We start from the raw sequence: 17614 nt of genomic DNA, 5'->3' as shown, positions 1-17614 counted from the left end.
CATCGTTTACTTTTTAGCCCCTGCTCTTTTGAAGCAGGGTTTTTATGCAGAGTGACGAGACGAATATGAGATCGACAGCACAAGGAGGAAGAACATGAGCAAAAAAGTGACTGACACCGTTCAAGAAATGGCTCAGCCAATCGTAGACAGCCTTCAGCTTGAACTCGTTGACATTGAATTTGTCAAAGAGGGTCAAAGCTGGTTCCTTCGCGTGTTTATTGATTCCGATGACGGTGTGGATATTGAGGAATGTGCCAAAGTAAGCGAAGCTTTAAGCGAAAAGCTTGATGAGGCAGATCCAATCAGCCAAAATTACTTTCTTGAAGTTTCATCTCCGGGAGCTGAGCGTCCGCTAAAGAAAAAGGCCGATTTCGAAAAATCACTTGGAAAAAATGTGTACATTAAGACGTATGAGCCTATTGAGGGCGTTAAAGTGTTTGAAGGTGAACTGGCTGAATTTGATGGACAAACAGTGACAGTTGAGATCACGATCAAAACAAGAAAGAAACGGATCAATATTCCGTATGAAAAGATAGCTAATGCAAGATTAGCTGTTACATTCTAATGAATACAAATGTTTTAAGGGGGGAGACCGTTAAATGAGCAGTGAATTATTAGATGCTCTCACGATTCTTGAAAAAGAAAAAGGCATCAGTAAAGAAATTATCATTGAAGCAATCGAAGCTGCCTTAATTTCTGCTTATAAGCGGAATTTTAATCAAGCGCAAAATGTACGAGTGGATTTAAACCGTGAAACAGGCTCCATCCGTGTATTTGCAAGAAAAGATGTCGTTGACGAAGTATACGACCAAAGACTGGAGATCTCTATTGAAGAGGCGCAGGGCATCCATCCGGAATATATGGTCGGCGATGTCGTCGAAATCGAAGTAACACCTAAGGATTTTGGGCGCATAGCTGCTCAAACAGCGAAGCAGGTCGTCACACAGCGTGTGCGCGAAGCTGAGCGCGGTGTGATTTATTCTGAATTTATCGACCGTGAAGAAGACATCATGACAGGTATTGTCCAGCGTCTGGACAATAAGTTTATCTACGTGTCTTTAGGCAAAATTGAAGCCTTGCTGCCGGTTAATGAGCAAATGCCGAATGAAAGCTACAAGCCTCATGACCGCATTAAGGTATATATCACAAAAGTAGAAAAAACGACGAAGGGTCCGCAGATTTATGTGTCAAGAACACATCCAGGCCTGTTAAAGCGTTTGTTTGAAATTGAAGTGCCTGAAATTTATGATGGAACTGTCGAGCTGAAATCTGTTGCCAGAGAAGCCGGCGACCGTTCGAAAATTTCTGTCCGCACAGATGATCCTGACGTGGATCCTGTCGGCTCATGCGTAGGCCCTAAAGGCCAGCGTGTTCAGGCGATCGTCAATGAATTAAAAGGTGAAAAAATTGACATTGTCAACTGGTCCAGTGATCCTGTAGAATTTGTCGCGAATGCGCTCAGCCCTTCGAAAGTGCTGGATGTCATCGTTAATGAAGAAGAAAAAGCGACAACTGTTATCGTTCCTGATTACCAGCTGTCTCTGGCGATTGGCAAAAGAGGACAAAACGCACGCTTAGCTGCTAAACTGACAGGCTGGAAGATTGATATTAAGAGCGAAACGGACGCAAGAGAACTTGGAATCTATCCGAGAGAACTTGAAGAAGAAGACGATGAGCCGCTCTTTACGGAGCCTGAAACTGCTGAATCGGATGAATAAGAGGTGACCTTAGGTGAATAAACACAAGAAGATCCCGTTACGCAAATGTGTAGTGACTGGTGAAATGAAGCCTAAAAAGGAACTGATCCGAGTTGTACGTTCGAAAGAAGGCGAAATCTCAGTAGACCCGACCGGAAAAAAGAACGGGCGGGGTGCTTATTTAACGCTGGATAAAGAGTGCATCTTAGCAGCAAAAAAGAAAAACACTTTGCAAAATCAATTTCAATCACAAATCGATGACCAGATTTTCGAAGAATTGCTGGAGCTGGCGGAAAAGGTGAAAAAATAAAATGTCTGGAATGGAATGGTTTCCCTTGCTGGGTCTGGCCAATCGAGCTCGTAAGGTCGTGTCAGGCGAGGACTTGGTAATTAAAGAAATCAGGAATGCGCGTGCAAAGCTTGTCCTGCTTACAGAGGATGCATCATCTAATACAGCAAAAAAAGTAACCGACAAGTGCAATTATTATAAAGTCCCTTATAAAAAAGTCGAGAGTCGCGCGGTTCTTGGACGCTCTATCGGTAAAGAAGCCCGTGTCGTTGTCGCCGTCACTGACCAAGGTTTTGCGAATAAGCTGATCAGCTTGCTCGATTAATATTTTTGGGGGTGAACGAATGGCTAAAATGAGAGTATACGAATATGCAAAAGCGTTAAATGTTTCAAGTAAGGAAATTTTGACCGCACTGAAAAACATGGATTTAGAAGTGAATAATCATATGGCCATGCTTGAAGAAAAGGCCATTAAACAGCTTGATGCCAAATATAAAAAAGGCGGCGCAAGCGCAGCCGCTAAATCTCAAAAGCCTGCAGAAACGAACAAAAACAAACAGCCGCAAGGGGTTAATCAGCAATCAGCTGGAAATCAACCAAATAAAATTCGAGACGGAAAGAAGAATGACGTGCAGAATAATCAATTTAACAAAAACAAGAAGAATAACAACAACAAAAAAAATAAACGTAACAACAACAATAAAAATCAATATCAGCAAAAGCCTGTAAAGCCGAAAAAAGAACTTCCTGAGAAAATTACGTTCTCCGGTACTTTAACTGTCGGCGCACTGGCTGAAGAGCTTGGCAAAGAGCCTTCAGAAATCATTAAAAAGCTGATGCTTCTTGGTGTAATGGCAACCATCAACCAAGAGCTTGATAAAGATACAATTGAACTCATTGCATCAGAATATGGTGTTGAAACAGAAGAAGTCATTGTGCTTGAAGAAACAGAGCTGGAAAAATACGAAGAGCCTGATAATGAAGAGGATCTCGAAATTCGTCCTCCTGTCGTTACGATCATGGGTCACGTTGACCATGGGAAAACGACGCTTCTTGACAGTATCCGTAAAACGAAGGTTGTTGAAGGAGAAGCAGGCGGAATCACTCAGCATATCGGTGCTTACCAAATTGAAGAGAACGGCAAGAAAATTACGTTCTTGGATACTCCGGGTCACGCCGCATTTACAACAATGCGTGCACGCGGTGCAGAAGTAACTGATATTACAATTCTCGTTGTTGCTGCTGATGACGGTGTAATGCCGCAAACAGTAGAAGCGATTAACCATGCAAAAGCAGCTGAGGTTCCCATTATCGTTGCTGTGAATAAAATTGATAAAGAATCCGCAAATCCTGACCGTGTGATGCAAGAACTGACGGAATACGGGCTTGTCCCTGAAGCTTGGGGCGGAGAAACAATTTTTGTTCCGCTTTCCGCTTTAACTGGAAAAGGCATTGATGAACTCGTTGAAATGATTTTGCTTGTCAGTGAAGTAGAGGAACTGAAAGCGAACCCGAACCGCCAGGCAAAAGGAACGGTTATTGAAGCGGAACTCGATAAAGGCAGAGGATCAGTTGCGACATTGCTCGTACAGACTGGAACACTGCATGTCGGAGATCCGATCGTAGTCGGCAACACATTCGGCCGTGTCCGTGCAATGGTTAACGACATTGGACGCCGTGTGAAAACTGCCGGCCCGTCAACTCCGGTTGAAATTACCGGTTTGAATGATGTCCCTCAAGCGGGAGACCAATTCCTTGTCTTTAAAGATGAAAAAACAGCTCGTTCTGTCGGGGAAGCCCGTGCTTCGAAACAGCTTGAAGAGCAGCGCAGCGATAAAGCGAAGCTCAGTCTTGATGACTTATTCGAGCAAATTAAACAAGGTGATGTAAAAGACATCAACATCATCGTAAAAGCTGACGTTCAAGGATCTGCTGAAGCTTTAACGGCCGCACTTCAAAAAATTGAAGTAGAAGGCGTTAAAGTGAAAATCATCCATACAGGCGTTGGTGCGATTACTGAATCTGACATTATCTTGGCATCTGCTTCCAATGCAATTGTTATCGGGTTTAATGTGAGACCGGACGGAAATGCTAAGAGTACGGCTGAAGCTGAAAATGTAGATATTCGACTTCACCGTATCATTTACAAAGTAATCGACGAGATTGAAGCTGCCATGAAAGGTATGCTTGATCCTGAATATGAAGAAAAAGTAATTGGTCAAGTAGAAGTGCGCCAAACATTCAAAGTATCTAAAATCGGTACAATTGCCGGCGGATATGTTACTGAAGGAACCATTACGCGCGACAGCGGCCTCCGTTTAATTCGTGACGGCGTCGTCATCTTCGAAGGCGAAGTAGACGTTCTGAAACGCTTTAAAGACGATGTGAAAGAAGTTTCACAAGGCTATGAATGTGGTATTACAATTAAGAAATACAATGACATTCGTGAAGGTGACATCCTTGAAGCGTTTGTCATGCAAGAAATTGAAAGAACGTGATCGGATTTGCGGAGTGTGAATGCATCATTTATGACGCAGGATCGCTAAAAGAAAAGCGTGCCGTTCTGAAGCGGATCGTAACCAGGGTTCAAAATAAGTTCAATGTTTCGATTTCGGAGATTGGCTTTCAGGACACTTGGCAAAGAACCAGCTTTGGAATCGCCGCTGTTTCTTCCTCTCGCGTTCAAACAGAAAAAGAGCTGCAGCGCGTTTTGGCGTTTATCGATTCTTTTCCTGAAATTGAACGGACGATCACTAGAACAGAGTGGTTTTAACTTAGAGGTGATTGAATTGAGTATGAGAGCAAACCGTGTCGGCGAGCAAATGAAAAAAGAACTCGGTGATATTATCAGCCGCAAGCTGAAAGACCCGAGAATTGGTTTTCTGACAGTAACGGATGTACGTGTATCAGGTGATTTGCAAATTGCAAAGGTGTATATCTCGGTTCTCGGTGACGAGAAAAAACGGGAGGAAGCGCTGAAAGGGCTGGCTAAAGCGAAAGGATTTATCCGATCCGAAATTGGCAGCCGTATCAGACTTCGAAAAACGCCTGAAATTGAATTTGAGTTCGATGAATCAATCGATTACGGAAATCGTATCGAAACATTGATTCACGAAATACATTCAGAGAAACCATCTGAATAAAAATGGAGAGGATAGGCGTATATCGTCTGTCCTCTTTTCTGCGTTTTAAAGAGAAAAGCTCAAAAGAAGGAGTGAAAGGACAAATGGTTAACGGAGTTCTCCTTTTACATAAACCAGTTGGCATGACATCGCATGACTGTGTCATGAAGATCCGAAAACTGTTAAAAACAAAAAAAGTAGGGCATACGGGAACGCTCGATCCAGAAGTGTCAGGCGTGCTTCCGATTTGTGTGGGAAGGGCGACAAAAATTGTCGAATATTTAACTGAAAAGTCTAAAACGTATGATGCGGAAATAACACTTGGCTTTTCAACGACAACAGAGGATCAAACCGGAGAAACAGTTGAAACAAAGCCTGTCAGTCAAGATATTGATAAAGCCGATGTAGAAAAGGTGTTAAACAGTTTAAAGGGTAAACAGGAACAAATTCCTCCCATGTATTCCGCTGTAAAAGTAAACGGCAAAAAATTATACGAGTACGCAAGAGCAGGCATTGAAGTAGAACGTCCGAAACGCATGATTACCATTGAAGACATTGCCCTGACTACAGAGATTAAACATAACGGAGAAACCGCAAGCTTCCGATTTACAGTGACATGCTCCAAAGGGACCTATGTAAGGACGCTGGCGGTCATGATCGGAGAAAAGCTCGGATATCCGGCTCATATGTCTCATTTAATCCGTACGGCATCCGGAGACTTTTCACTTGACGAATGCTTTACCTTTGAAGAACTGGAAGCACAGGTCCAGTCCGGAACCGTGGGAGAGCATACAGTTCCTATTGAACGTGCGCTCAATCATTTGCCGAAATGGATCATAAGTGATACATTAGCTAAGAAAGTAGAAAATGGGGCTTTGCTTGAGACGCCCGAGCAGTTTTCTGAAATGACAAGCGAAGACCGAATTGCCGTCTTTACTGAATCCGGAAGCTGTTTGGCGATCTATTTCCCCCATCCTACAAAAAATGGGCTGTTAAAGCCGGCAAAAGTATTGATGCAAAAAAGCGAACAATAGAAAAAAGGTGACCGTTCTGTGAAGACGATACATATTACACATCCTCATCATTTAATCAAAGAGGAGCAGGCAAAGTCTGTGATGGCGTTAGGGTATTTTGACGGCGTTCATCTTGGACATCAAAAGGTAATCGGCACAGCGAAGCAAATAGCTGAAGAAAAGGGCTTGGCATTAGCTGTGATGACCTTTCATCCTCATCCCTCTCATGTATTGGGCAGGGATCAGGAGCCAAAGGATCTGATTACGCCTCTGGAAGATAAAATAAACCAAATTGAACAATTAGGCACAGAGATTCTGTATGTCGTTAAATTTAATGAAGTATTTGCTTCTCTTTCTCCTAAGCTGTTTGCAGATCAGTATATTATCGGCCTTAATGTGCAGCACGCAGTGGCGGGCTTTGACTTTACGTACGGGAAATACGGCAAGGGAACAATGGAGACCATGCCGCATGATTTAGAAGGAAAAGCTGAGTGCACAATGGTAGAAAAATTAACAGAGCAGGATAAAAAAATCAGTTCCTCGTATATCCGTACCGCGCTTCAAAACGGAGACGTTGAACTGGCGAATGTCTTGCTCGGACAGCCTTATTTTATTAAGGGAATTGTCATTCACGGTGATAAAAGAGGGCGGACCATCGGGTTTCCGACAGCAAATGTCGGTTTAAATAACAGCTATATCGTTCCGCCGACGGGTGTATATGCCGTAAAAGCGGAAGTGAACGGCGAAGTCTACAATGGCGTTTGCAATATCGGCTATAAGCCGACGTTTTATGAAAAACGTCCGGAGCAGCCTTCAATTGAAGTCAATCTGTTTGATTTCGATCAGGAGGTATACGGAGCCGCTATAAAGGTCGAATGGTATAAACGGATTCGGAGCGAGCGAAAATTCAATGGCATCAAAGAATTAACAGAGCAAATTGAGAAAGATAAGCAGGAAGCCATCCGTTATTTCAGCAATCTGCGGAAATAACATGCAATGCACACAAATTTTATTCTAAAATATTTGCATATAGGCCCGATTTTTAGTATGATAGTTTTCGTAGTCTTAAAACCATTGCTTGGCAATCCGAAGTCACCGACGGTTGCTAGGTAACTGGGGCTAAATATGATTTGGAGGTGAAACAGGATGGCAATTACTCAAGAGCGTAAAAACCAACTCATCAGCGAGTTCAAAACACACGAATCTGATACTGGATCTCCAGAAGTTCAGATCGCTATCCTAACTGACTCAATTAACAACTTGAACGAGCATTTACGTACTCACAAGAAAGACCACCATTCACGTCGCGGTCTTCTTAAAATGGTAGGTAAGCGTCGTAATCTTCTTACGTATCTACGTAATAAAGACGTAACTCGTTACCGTGAGTTAATTAACAAACTAGGCTTACGTCGATAATCGTAAAAAGCGGGAGGATTCCCGCTTTTTTATCGTATTAAAGCGAAATTTCTTATAACAAATCATTGAAATCCTTTTACATACTACTTTGACATTGATATGTTCAATTCATTTCGTTCATAATAGGAGTAATTGATTATTTCACACAACGAAGAGAGGAGTTCGTAATCGTATGGGACAAGAAAAACATGTCTTTACCATAGATTGGGCCGGAAGAACGCTTACAGTTGAAACCGGCCAGCTTGCCAAACAGGCAAACGGTGCTGTGATGATCCGCTACGGTGATACAGCAGTGCTTAGTACAGCAACCGCTTCAAAAGAACCAAAACCGCTTGATTTCTTCCCGCTTACTGTAAACTATGAGGAAAGATTATATGCGGTAGGAAAAATTCCGGGCGGATTTATTAAAAGAGAAGGACGCCCAAGTGAAAAAGCGGTTCTTGCCAGCCGTTTAATCGACCGTCCGATCCGTCCTTTGTTTGCAGATGGATTCCGTAATGAAGTTCAAGTCATCAGCATTGTCATGAGTGTTGACCAAGACTGCTCTTCTGAAATGGCTGCTATGTTCGGTTCATCTCTTGCTCTTTCTGTATCGGATATTCCGTTTGAAGGACCGATTGCAGGGGTAACTGTCGGACGCATTGATGATCAATTTATCATTAATCCAACAGTCGATCAGCTTGAGAAAAGCGACATCAATCTTGTCGTTGCCGGCACGAAAGATGCCATTAACATGGTAGAAGCGGGAGCGGACGAGGTTCCTGAGGAAACCATGCTTGAAGCCATTATGTTCGGCCATGAAGAGATTAAACGCCTGATTGCATTCCAAGAAGAAATTGTTGCAGCAGTCGGCAAAGAGAAATCAGAAATTACGCTCTATGAAGTTGATGAAGAGCTTAGTGAAAAAGTAAAAGCTTTAGCAGAAGACGATCTGCTGAAAGCCATCCAAGTCCATGAAAAGCATGCCCGCGAAGATGCCATTAATGAAGTGAAAAATGCAGTTGTGGCAAAATTCGAGGATGAAGAGCATGATGAAGACACAATCAAGCAAGTGAAGCAGATTTTATCCAAGATGGTGAAAAATGAAGTGCGCCGCCTGATTACTGAAGAAAAAGTAAGACCGGACGGCCGCGGTGTCGATCAAATCCGCCCGCTTTCTTCAGAGGTTGGCCTCTTGCCAAGAACGCACGGATCAGGTCTGTTTACAAGGGGACAAACTCAGGCTCTCAGCGTATGTACGTTAGGTGCTCTGGGAGATGTGCAAATCCTTGACGGCTTAGGTGTAGAAGAGTCGAAACGGTTTATGCATCACTACAACTTCCCGCAATTCAGCGTTGGGGAAACAGGACCGATGCGTGGACCGGGACGCCGTGAAATCGGACACGGAGCACTGGGTGAGCGTGCGCTTGAGCCAGTTATTCCATCTGAAAAAGATTTCCCTTACACTGTCCGTCTTGTATCAGAAGTGCTTGAGTCAAACGGTTCTACGTCTCAAGCAAGTATTTGCGCAAGCACACTTGCAATGATGGATGCCGGTGTACCGATTAAAGCTCCAGTTGCTGGTATCGCGATGGGTCTCGTCAAATCAGGCGAACATTACACTGTTCTGACTGACATTCAAGGCATGGAAGATGCGCTTGGAGACATGGACTTTAAAGTAGCTGGAACTGAAAAAGGCGTAACGGCGCTGCAAATGGACATTAAAATCGAAGGCCTTTCCAGAGAGATTCTTGAAGAAGCGCTGCAGCAGGCGAAAAAAGGAAGAATGGAAATCCTTAACAGCATGCTTGCAACATTAAGCGAATCAAGAAAAGAGCTTTCTCGATATGCGCCTAAGATTTTAACAATGGCCATTAATCCTGATAAAATCCGCGATGTCATCGGGCCAAGCGGAAAACAAATCAATAAGATCATCGAAGAAACAGGTGTTAAAATTGATATTGAGCAGGACGGCACAATCTTTATTTCTTCAACAGATGAAAGCAGCAACCAAAAAGCGAAAAAAATCATCGAAGACCTTGTCAGAGAAGTTGAAGTTGGCCAGCTTTACTTAGGTAAAGTAAAACGAATCGAAAAATTCGGGGCTTTCGTTGAAATTTTCAGCGGAAAAGACGGTTTGGTGCACATTTCAGAGCTTGCGCTTGAACGCGTAGGAAAAGTTGAAGATGTTGTAAAAATCGGAGACGAAATTCTTGTCAAGGTCACTGAAATTGATAAACAAGGACGAGTCAATTTGTCTCGTAAAGCGGTGCTCCGTGAAGAGAAAGAAAAAGAAGAACAACAATCTTAAATGAAAACATAAAAGGAGCCTGGGAGACCCGGCTTCTTTATTTTGAAGCTTTTAAAGCGCAGGCGGGTTCTACCTTGTCCTTCTCCTTCATAATGTGAGGTGAGGGGGGACAGAACATGCACAAAAAATTTGTACCGTTTGCCGTTTTTCTATTTCTTTTTTTTGTCTCATTTGAGATGATGAAAAATCCGTACGCACTTGATTATATAGGGGCAATAAAAAAAGATACGGTAACTGTCACGGCGTCCAAAGACCCGTTATATGAAGAATTGCTTCAAAAAGCGCCAGAGTACGAAGTCAAGCCCCAGGATGCCAGAATAGATAAAGTGTGGAAAAGCATTCCCGGCTATAATGGATTGAAGGTCAATATTGAAAAATCATATAAAAAAATGAAAAAGCACGGCGAGTTTCGCGAAAACGATCTGGTATACAGCCAAGTAAAACCAAGCGTTCATCTTGAGTCTCTTCAGCCTGAGCCTATTTATAAAGGAAATCCTGATAAACCGATGGTGGCTTTTTTAATTAATGTGGCATGGGGAAATGAGTATTTGGAAAAAATGCTCCCTATTCTGCAAAAGCACCAAGTCAAGGCTACGTTCTTTTTAGAAGGCAATTGGGTGAGAAACAATGAACAGCTCGCTAAGAAGATTGCAGAAGACGGACATGAAATCGGAAATCATTCATACAATCATCCAGATATGAGCAAACTGACTACAGGAAGAATTTCCGAGCAGCTCGACAAGACAAATGAGCAAATAGAACAAACAATCGGCCATAAGCCGAAGTGGTTCGCTCCGCCGAGCGGAAGTTTCAGAAAAGCGGTTGTCGACATTGCAGCTGAGAAACAGATGGGAACAGTAATGTGGACAGTTGATACGATTGATTGGCAAAAACCGGCTCCTTCTGTACTCCAAACGAGAGTGTTAAGCAAGATACATAATGGTGCCATGATTTTAATGCATCCGACTGAACCCACGGCGGAAAGTCTTGAAGCGCTGATTACAAAGATAAAAGATAAAGGATATGCGCTTGGAACAGTCACTGAACTAATGGATGAAACCAGACTGTTGAAGTAACAGATGCAGGCAGCTTGTCTTTGAATAGGAGGAACAAATTTGATAAAACGATATACTTGTCAAAATGGTGTAAGAGTTGTGCTGGAAAATAACCCGACAGTCCGTTCTGTTGCGATCGGCGTGTGGATCGGCACAGGTTCACGGCACGAAACACCGGAGATAAACGGGATTTCTCACTTTTTAGAGCACATGTTCTTTAAAGGGACGAGCACAAGATCTGCACGCGAGATAGCAGAATCTTTTGATCGTATTGGCGGTCAGGTCAATGCGTTTACCTCAAAGGAATATACCTGCTACTATGCAAAGGTGCTTGACGAGCATGCGAATTACGCGCTGGACGTATTAGCAGATATGTTCTTTCATTCAACATTTGATGAAAACGAGCTGAAAAAAGAAAAAAATGTAGTATATGAAGAAATTAAAATGTACGAAGATGCGCCGGACGACATTGTGCATGATTTACTGAGCAAAGCCACTTACGGCAATCATTCTTTAGGCTACCCAATTCTTGGCACGGAAGAAACGCTTGCTTCTTTCAATGGTGACTCTCTCAGACAATACATGCATGATTATTATACACCGGACAGAGTGGTGATTTCGGTAGCGGGCAATATATCTGACAGTTTTATCAAAGATGTAGAAAAATGGTTCGGGTCATACGAGGCGAAGGGCAAAGCGACAGGTCTTGAGAAACCCGAGTTCTACACGGAAAAACTGACAAGAAAAAAAGAAACAGAGCAGGCTCATTTGTGCCTTGGATTTAAAGGCCTTGAGGTTGGCCATGAACGCATTTATGATTTAATCGTCCTGAATAATGTGCTCGGAGGCAGTATGAGCAGCCGGCTGTTCCAGGATGTCCGCGAAGATAAAGGCCTCGCTTATTCTGTTTACAGCTATCACAGCTCTTATGAGGACAGCGGAATGCTTACCATTTATGGCGGAACCGGTGCAAATCAGCTTCAGCAGCTGTCAGAAACAATTCAAGAAACCCTTGCGACATTAAAACGCGACGGCATTACCTCGAAAGAGCTGGAAAACAGCAAAGAGCAAATGAAGGGAAGCTTGATGCTGAGTTTAGAGAGTACAAACAGCAAAATGAGCCGAAACGGGAAAAATGAACTGCTGCTCGGCAAACATAAAACATTAGATGAGATCATCAATGAATTAAACGCCGTGAACTTAGAGCGTGTCAACGGCCTTGCCAGACAATTGTTTACTGATGACTATGCATTGGCACTCATCAGCCCTTCCGGCAATATGCCTTCTTAAAAGGAAATGCCTGCCCTATAACGGAGCAGGCATTTTTTTATCCTTTTGAACATACATAGTACAAGGGGGTGACAGACATGCGGCTCAGTGAATTATCAGGAAAGGAAATTGTAGACATCAAAAGAGCTGAACGGCTGGGAGTGCTTGGCCAGACCGATTTAGAAATCAATGAACAGGATGGCCAGATTACAGCACTCCTCATTCCGACAGTTAAGTGGTTTGGTTTGAGAAAACACGGTCAAGACATTCGTGTCCCCTGGCATCATATTCAAAAGATCGGATCAGATATGATCATATTAGACGTACCTGAGGAAATGTCTCCTCGACAAGAGTAAATGAAAAAAGCCCAAAATGACTGTGATGCGGGCTCTAAAGTAAACATGAAACATCGGCTCCGGCAGCCGATGTTTTTTTATATGAAAAAAGCGCATGTTTTAATTCACCGGTATTTCCTTTTGATCATAAGATGAAGGGGAGCTTAACAACTAGAGATCCAGTATATACAAAGAAGGTGAACGTTTAGAATGTTAACCGGATTGAAAATTGCAGTTATCGGCGGTGACGCAAGACAGCTCGAAATTATTAGAAAGCTCACTGAACAGCAGGCTGACATCTATCTTGTCGGTTTTGACCAATTGGATCATGGTTTTACCGGAGCAGTAAAATGCAATATTGATGAAATTCCTTTTCAGCAAATTGACAGCATCATTCTTCCGGTGTCTGCGACAACAGGAGAAGGTGTCGTATCGACTGTATTTTCGAATGAAGAGGTTGTGTTAAAACAAGAGCATCTCGACAAAACGCCTGCACACTGTGTCATTTTCTCAGGAATTTCTAACGCCTATTTAGAAAACATTGCAGCTCAAGCAAACAGAAAACTTGTTAAGCTGTTTGAGCGGGATGACATTGCGATATACAATTCTATTCCGACTGTAGAAGGAACGATCATGCTGGCTATTCAGCACACGGATTATACGATACACGGATCTAAGGTGGCCGTTCTAGGTCTGGGGCGCACCGGGATGACGATTGCCCGTACATTTGCCGCGCTCGGGGCGAATGTAAAAGTGGGGGCAAGAAGTTCAGCGCATCTGGCACGTATCACTGAAATGGGGCTCATTCCTTTTCACACCGATGAGCTGAAAGAGCATGTAAAAGATATAGATATTTGTATTAATACCATACCAAGTATGATTTTAAATCAAACGGTACTTTCTAGCATGACACCAAAAACCTTAATATTGGATCTGGCCTCACGTCCCGGGGGAACGGATTTTAAATATGCCGAAAAACAGGGGATTAAAGCACTTCTTGCCCCAGGTCTTCCAGGGATTGTCGCTCCTAAAACAGCCGGACAAATCCTCGCAAACGTCTTGAGCAAGCTTTTGGCTGAAATACAAGCTGAGGAGGGAAAATAAGCATGTCGTCATTAAAAGGAAAAAGAATCGGGTTTGGGCTGACCGGCTCGCATTGCACCTATGAAGCGGTTTTTCCGCAAATTGAGGCGCTGGTCAACGAAGGTGCTGAAGTCCGTCCGGTTGTCACATTTAACGTGAAGTCCACAAATACCCGATTTGGAGAGGGAGCAGAATGGGTTGAAAAAATTGAAGACCTGACCGGATATGAGGCCATTGATTCGATTGTAAAGGCAGAGCCCCTTGGGCCGAAGCTGCCCCTTGACTGCATGGTCATTGCTCCTTTAACAGGCAATTCAATGAGCAAGCTGGCAAATGCCATGACGGACAGTCCGGTGCTGATGGCGGCAAAAGCGACAATCCGAAACAATCGGCCGGTCGTTCTTGGCATTTCCACAAATGATGCTCTCGGATTAAACGGAACAAATTTAATGAGGCTCATGTCAACAAAAAATATCTTTTTTATTCCATTCGGGCAAGACGATCCATTTAAAAAACCGAATTCAATGGTAGCCAAAATGGATCTGTTACCGCAAACCATTGAAAAGGCATTGGTGTATCAGCAGCTTCAGCCGGTTCTAGTTGAGAATTATCAGGGAAATGACTAAATTTACAGAAAATCTTTCCCAAACTAAAAAATTCGGTCATCACCCGCATATTCTATGGTAAAATAAAACGTAAAATCATAGTCAAATCAATTCAATGATGCTGATTGGCGGAAGGAGTTTTACAGATGGGAAGAGGTTTACACGTAGCTGTTGTCGGAGCGACAGGAGCTGTAGGACAACAAATGCTTAAAACACTTGAAGACAGAAACTTTGAAATGGACACACTTACATTGCTATCTTCAAAACGCTCTGCGGGGACAAAAGTCACGTTTAAAGGCCAAGAGCTGACTGTTCAGGAAGCTTCTCCTGAGAGCTTTGAAGGGGTAAATATTGCTTTGTTCAGCGCCGGCGGAAGCGTATCACAAGCATTGGCACCAGAAGCTGTAAAACGCGGCGCTATTGTTATAGATAATACGAGTGCATTCCGTATGGACGAAAATACACCGCTAGTTGTGCCTGAAGTGAATGAGGCAGACATGCATGAACACAACGGCATTATTGCCAATCCTAACTGCTCTACAATCCAAATGGTTGCGGCTCTTGAACCGATCCGCAAAGCATACGGCTTAAATAAAGTCATCGTATCAACTTACCAGGCGGTATCAGGAGCGGGAAATGAAGCTGTAAAAGAGCTTTTCAGCCAAACACAGGCGATTTTAAATCAAGAAGAAATTGAGCCTGCGATCATGCCTGTCAAAGGTGACAAAAAACACTATCAAATCGCCTTCAACGCGATTCCGCAAATTGATAAATTCCAAGATAACGGCTATACGTTTGAGGAAATGAAAATGATAAATGAAACGAAAAAAATCATGCACATGCCTGACCTTCAGGTAGCGGCTACATGTGTGAGACTCCCAATTCAAACTGGGCACTCAGAGTCCGTCTACATCGAGGTAGACCGTGATAACGCTACAGTTGAAGGTATTAAAAATCTATTAAAAGAAGCTCCGGGCGTGACACTTCAGGATGACCCAAGCCAGCAGCTTTATCCGATGCCTGCTGATGCGGTCGGCAAAAACGATGTGTTTGTAGGCCGCATCCGCAAAGACTTAGACAGAGCAAACGGTTTTCATTTATGGGTTGTTTCTGATAACCTATTAAAAGGCGCGGCATGGAACTCTGTTCAAATTGCAGAAAGCCTGAAAAAACTAAACCTCGTATAAAAGAGAGAATTTCCTAAAGACGAATAGAAGAGAGTAAGGCGCTATCAGCCTGCTCTCTTCTGTTACGTCCGAATAATTTGGAGTGAAAACAGTGAAGATAATTGTTCAAAAGTTCGGCGGAACATCTGTAAAAGATGATAAAGGCCGTAAACTGGCTTTAGGGCATATTAAAGAAGCAATCAGTGAAGGATATAAGGTTGTCGTTGTCGTTTCAGCGATGGGCCGGAAAGGAGACCCGTACGCAACAGATTCTTTGCTGGGGCTGCTTTACGGCGATCAATCAGCGATTTCTCCAAGAGAGCAGGATTTGCTTTTATCTTGCGGAGAGACCATTTCCTCTGTCGTCTTTACAAGCATGCTGCTTGATAACGGTGTGAAAGCAGCTGCGCTGACAGGGGCCCAGGCTGGCTTTTTAACAAATGATCAGCATACCAATGCGAAAATCGTTGAAATGAGACCGGAGCGTTTATTCAGTGTGCTCGCGAATCATGACGCTGTAGTCGTCGCAGGGTTCCAGGGTGCAACTGAAAAGGGTGATACAACAACGATTGGCAGAGGGGGCAGCGATACGTCAGCAGCCGCACTCGGAGCATCGGTTGACGCAGAATACATCGATATTTTCACAGATGTTGAAGGTGTGATGACTGCTGACCCGAGAGTGGTGGAAAATGCGAAACCGCTCCCTGTCGTGACGTATACGGAAATTTGCAACCTGGCGTATCAAGGGGCGAAGGTCATTCATCCTCGGGCTGTGGAAATTGCGATGCAGGCCAAGGTTCCGATCCGCGTCCGTTCGACTTATTCGAAAGATAAAGGCACATTGGTGACATCACATCACTCTTCTAAAGTCGGAAGCGATGTATTTGAAAGGCTGATTACGGGAATTGCCCATGTCAAAGATGTCACGCAGTTTAAAGTTCCTTCGAAAATTGGCCAGTATAACGTTCAGACTGAAGTGTTCAAGGCGATGGCGAATGCGGGAATCAGCGTCGATTTCTTTAACATTACACCTAGTGAAATCGTATATACGGTAGCCGGGAATAAAACAGAAACAGCTCAGCGTATTTTAATGGATATGGGCTATGATCCGATGGTAACGAGAAATTGCGCGAAGGTATCGGCGGTCGGAGCGGGCATTATGGGTGTTCCTGGTGTCACGTCCAAAATTGTTTCGGCTCTTTCAGAAAAAGAAATACCGATCCTTCAGTCGGCTGACAGCCATACAACGATATGGGTGCTCGTCCATGAAGCGGATATGGTACCTGCTGTAAACGCTTTGCATGAAGTGTTTGAACTTTCCAAGTAAATGTGATTGAATCATGATGAGGTGAAAAAAATGAATTTCGGAAATGTGTCTACAGCAATGATTACACCCTTTGACAATAAAGGGAACGTAGACTTTCAAAAACTGTCTACACTGATTGATTACTTGTTGAAAAACGGAACGGATTCTTTAGTAGTAGCGGGAACAACTGGAGAATCTCCAACCCTTTCAACTGAAGAAAAAATTGCGCTTTTTGAATATACGGTAAAAGAAGTGAACGGAAGGGTGCCGGTTATTGCGGGTACTGGAAGCAACAACACAAAAGATTCCATTAAGCTGACAAAAAAAGCTGAGGAAGCGGGCGTAGACGCGGTTATGCTCGTTACGCCGTATTACAATAAACCTTCTCAAGAAGGAATGTACCAGCATTTTAAAGCAATTGCGGCAGAAACGTCTCTTCCTGTTATGCTGTATAATGTGCCGGGCCGAACGGTAGCTTCTCTCGCTCCTGAAACGACGATCCGTTTGGCGGCAGACATCCCGAATGTGGTTGCGATTAAAGAAGCGAGCGGAGACCTAGAAGCGATTACAAAAATTGTTGCAGAAACGCCGGAAGACTTCTCTGTCTATTCAGGGGATGACGCCCTGACGCTTCCTATTCTCTCAGTCGGAGGAAGAGGGGTTGTGTCAGTTGCGAGCCATATTGTAGGCTCTGATATGCAGCAAATGATCAAAAATTATACGAATGGGCAAACAGCTAATGCGGCACTAATTCATCAGAAACTGCTGCCGATTATGAAGGAACTGTTTAAAGCGCCTAACCCGGCTCCTGTCAAAACAGCTCTTCAGCTGAAAGGCCTTGATGTCGGATCAGTGCGACTTCCTCTTATCCCGCTAAGCGAAGATGAACGGCTGAGCTTAAGCAGCACGATCAGCGAACTGTAAGAAAAATTTCATACAGTGAAACAAACGCGGTCATTCTCACATTC

19 protein-coding genes are annotated in these 17614 nt (G+C 43.5%); all 19 read left to right on the top strand.

What is annotated here, in order from left to right:
* The first annotated feature begins 94 nt into the window (after positions 1–94).
* The 19 genes from rimP to dapA all read left to right on the top strand — a co-directional run bounded on the left by rimP (position 95) and on the right by dapA (position 17570).
* A complete protein-coding gene (rimP, locus tag CVV77_RS04005; RefSeq protein WP_003220940.1) occupies positions 95–565 on the top strand; it encodes a ribosome maturation factor RimP in 471 nt (156 codons plus the stop codon).
* A 34-nt stretch (positions 566–599) separates the two neighbouring features.
* Entirely contained in the window at positions 600–1718 is a 1119-nt protein-coding gene (gene nusA, locus CVV77_RS04000; RefSeq protein WP_003220941.1) for a transcription termination factor NusA, read from the top strand.
* Positions 1719–1731: 13 nt separating this feature from the next.
* Positions 1732–2007, top strand: coding sequence for a glucose-induced regulator RulR (gene rulR, locus CVV77_RS03995; protein WP_010334283.1), 276 nt, complete (start codon positions 1732–1734; stop codon positions 2005–2007).
* Position 2008: 1 nt separating this feature from the next.
* Positions 2009–2311, top strand: a complete 303-nt coding sequence (locus CVV77_RS03990) for a YlxQ family RNA-binding protein (protein ID WP_003220946.1) — start codon at positions 2009–2011, stop codon at positions 2309–2311.
* A gap of 19 nt (positions 2312–2330) precedes the next feature.
* Positions 2331–4484, top strand: a complete 2154-nt coding sequence (infB, locus tag CVV77_RS03985) for a translation initiation factor IF-2 (RefSeq protein WP_003238494.1) — start codon at positions 2331–2333, stop codon at positions 4482–4484.
* Positions 4481–4759 carry a DUF503 domain-containing protein gene (locus CVV77_RS03980; protein WP_003238492.1) on the top strand — a complete coding sequence of 93 codons (279 nt, stop codon included), beginning with the start codon at positions 4481–4483 and terminating at the stop codon, positions 4757–4759. Before infB ends, CVV77_RS03980 begins: the two co-directional genes overlap by 4 nt.
* 16 nt (positions 4760–4775) lie before the next feature.
* The gene (rbfA, locus tag CVV77_RS03975; RefSeq protein ID WP_019258420.1) at positions 4776–5129 is read left to right on the top strand and encodes a 30S ribosome-binding factor RbfA; all 354 of its coding nucleotides are present in this window, start codon (positions 4776–4778) and stop codon (positions 5127–5129) included.
* Between the two features lie 83 nt (positions 5130–5212).
* Positions 5213–6142 carry a tRNA pseudouridine(55) synthase TruB gene (gene truB, locus CVV77_RS03970; RefSeq protein ID WP_019258421.1) on the top strand — a complete coding sequence of 310 codons (930 nt, stop codon included), beginning with the start codon at positions 5213–5215 and terminating at the stop codon, positions 6140–6142.
* 18 nt (positions 6143–6160) lie between these two features.
* Positions 6161–7111, top strand: a complete 951-nt coding sequence (gene ribF / locus CVV77_RS03965) for a bifunctional riboflavin kinase/FAD synthetase (RefSeq protein ID WP_100274698.1) — start codon at positions 6161–6163, stop codon at positions 7109–7111.
* 156 nt (positions 7112–7267) lie between these two features.
* Positions 7268–7537: a 30S ribosomal protein S15 gene (gene rpsO / locus CVV77_RS03960; protein WP_003154182.1), complete on the top strand. Its 270-nt coding sequence runs from the start codon at positions 7268–7270 to the stop codon at positions 7535–7537.
* Positions 7538–7709: 172 nt separating this feature from the next.
* Positions 7710–9827, top strand: coding sequence for a polyribonucleotide nucleotidyltransferase (gene pnp / locus CVV77_RS03955; RefSeq protein ID WP_019258423.1), 2118 nt, complete (start codon positions 7710–7712; stop codon positions 9825–9827).
* Between the two features lie 116 nt (positions 9828–9943).
* Positions 9944–10903 carry a polysaccharide deacetylase family protein gene (locus CVV77_RS03950; RefSeq protein WP_100274697.1) on the top strand — a complete coding sequence of 320 codons (960 nt, stop codon included), beginning with the start codon at positions 9944–9946 and terminating at the stop codon, positions 10901–10903.
* A gap of 39 nt (positions 10904–10942) precedes the next feature.
* The gene (locus CVV77_RS03945; protein ID WP_003238480.1) at positions 10943–12172 is read left to right on the top strand and encodes a M16 family metallopeptidase; all 1230 of its coding nucleotides are present in this window, start codon (positions 10943–10945) and stop codon (positions 12170–12172) included.
* 77 nt (positions 12173–12249) lie between these two features.
* Positions 12250–12507 (top strand): YlmC/YmxH family sporulation protein, encoded by a 258-nt coding sequence (locus CVV77_RS03940; protein ID WP_003238478.1) that lies wholly within the window; start codon positions 12250–12252, stop codon positions 12505–12507.
* A 189-nt stretch (positions 12508–12696) separates the two neighbouring features.
* Entirely contained in the window at positions 12697–13590 is an 894-nt protein-coding gene (gene dpaA, locus CVV77_RS03935; protein WP_003238474.1) for a dipicolinic acid synthetase subunit A, read from the top strand.
* Between the two features lie 2 nt (positions 13591–13592).
* The gene (gene dpaB / locus CVV77_RS03930) at positions 13593–14195 is read left to right on the top strand and encodes a dipicolinate synthase subunit B (protein WP_100274696.1); all 603 of its coding nucleotides are present in this window, start codon (positions 13593–13595) and stop codon (positions 14193–14195) included.
* A gap of 125 nt (positions 14196–14320) precedes the next feature.
* On the top strand, positions 14321–15361 hold the full coding sequence (asd, locus tag CVV77_RS03925) for an aspartate-semialdehyde dehydrogenase (protein ID WP_100274695.1): 1041 nt from the start codon (positions 14321–14323) through the stop codon (positions 15359–15361).
* A 91-nt stretch (positions 15362–15452) separates the two neighbouring features.
* On the top strand, positions 15453–16667 hold the full coding sequence (gene dapG / locus CVV77_RS03920; RefSeq protein ID WP_100274694.1) for an aspartate kinase: 1215 nt from the start codon (positions 15453–15455) through the stop codon (positions 16665–16667).
* Between the two features lie 30 nt (positions 16668–16697).
* On the top strand, positions 16698–17570 hold the full coding sequence (gene dapA / locus CVV77_RS03915; protein WP_003238467.1) for a 4-hydroxy-tetrahydrodipicolinate synthase: 873 nt from the start codon (positions 16698–16700) through the stop codon (positions 17568–17570).
* The last annotated feature ends 44 nt before the right edge of the window (positions 17571–17614 follow it).

The organism is Bacillus sp. SN1, assembly GCF_002796895.1.
GTDB classification, from domain to species: domain Bacteria; phylum Bacillota; class Bacilli; order Bacillales; family Bacillaceae; genus Bacillus; species Bacillus inaquosorum.
The sequence above is the reverse complement of the archived record's forward strand: the minus strand, read 5'-3'. Positions and strand labels throughout refer to the sequence as shown.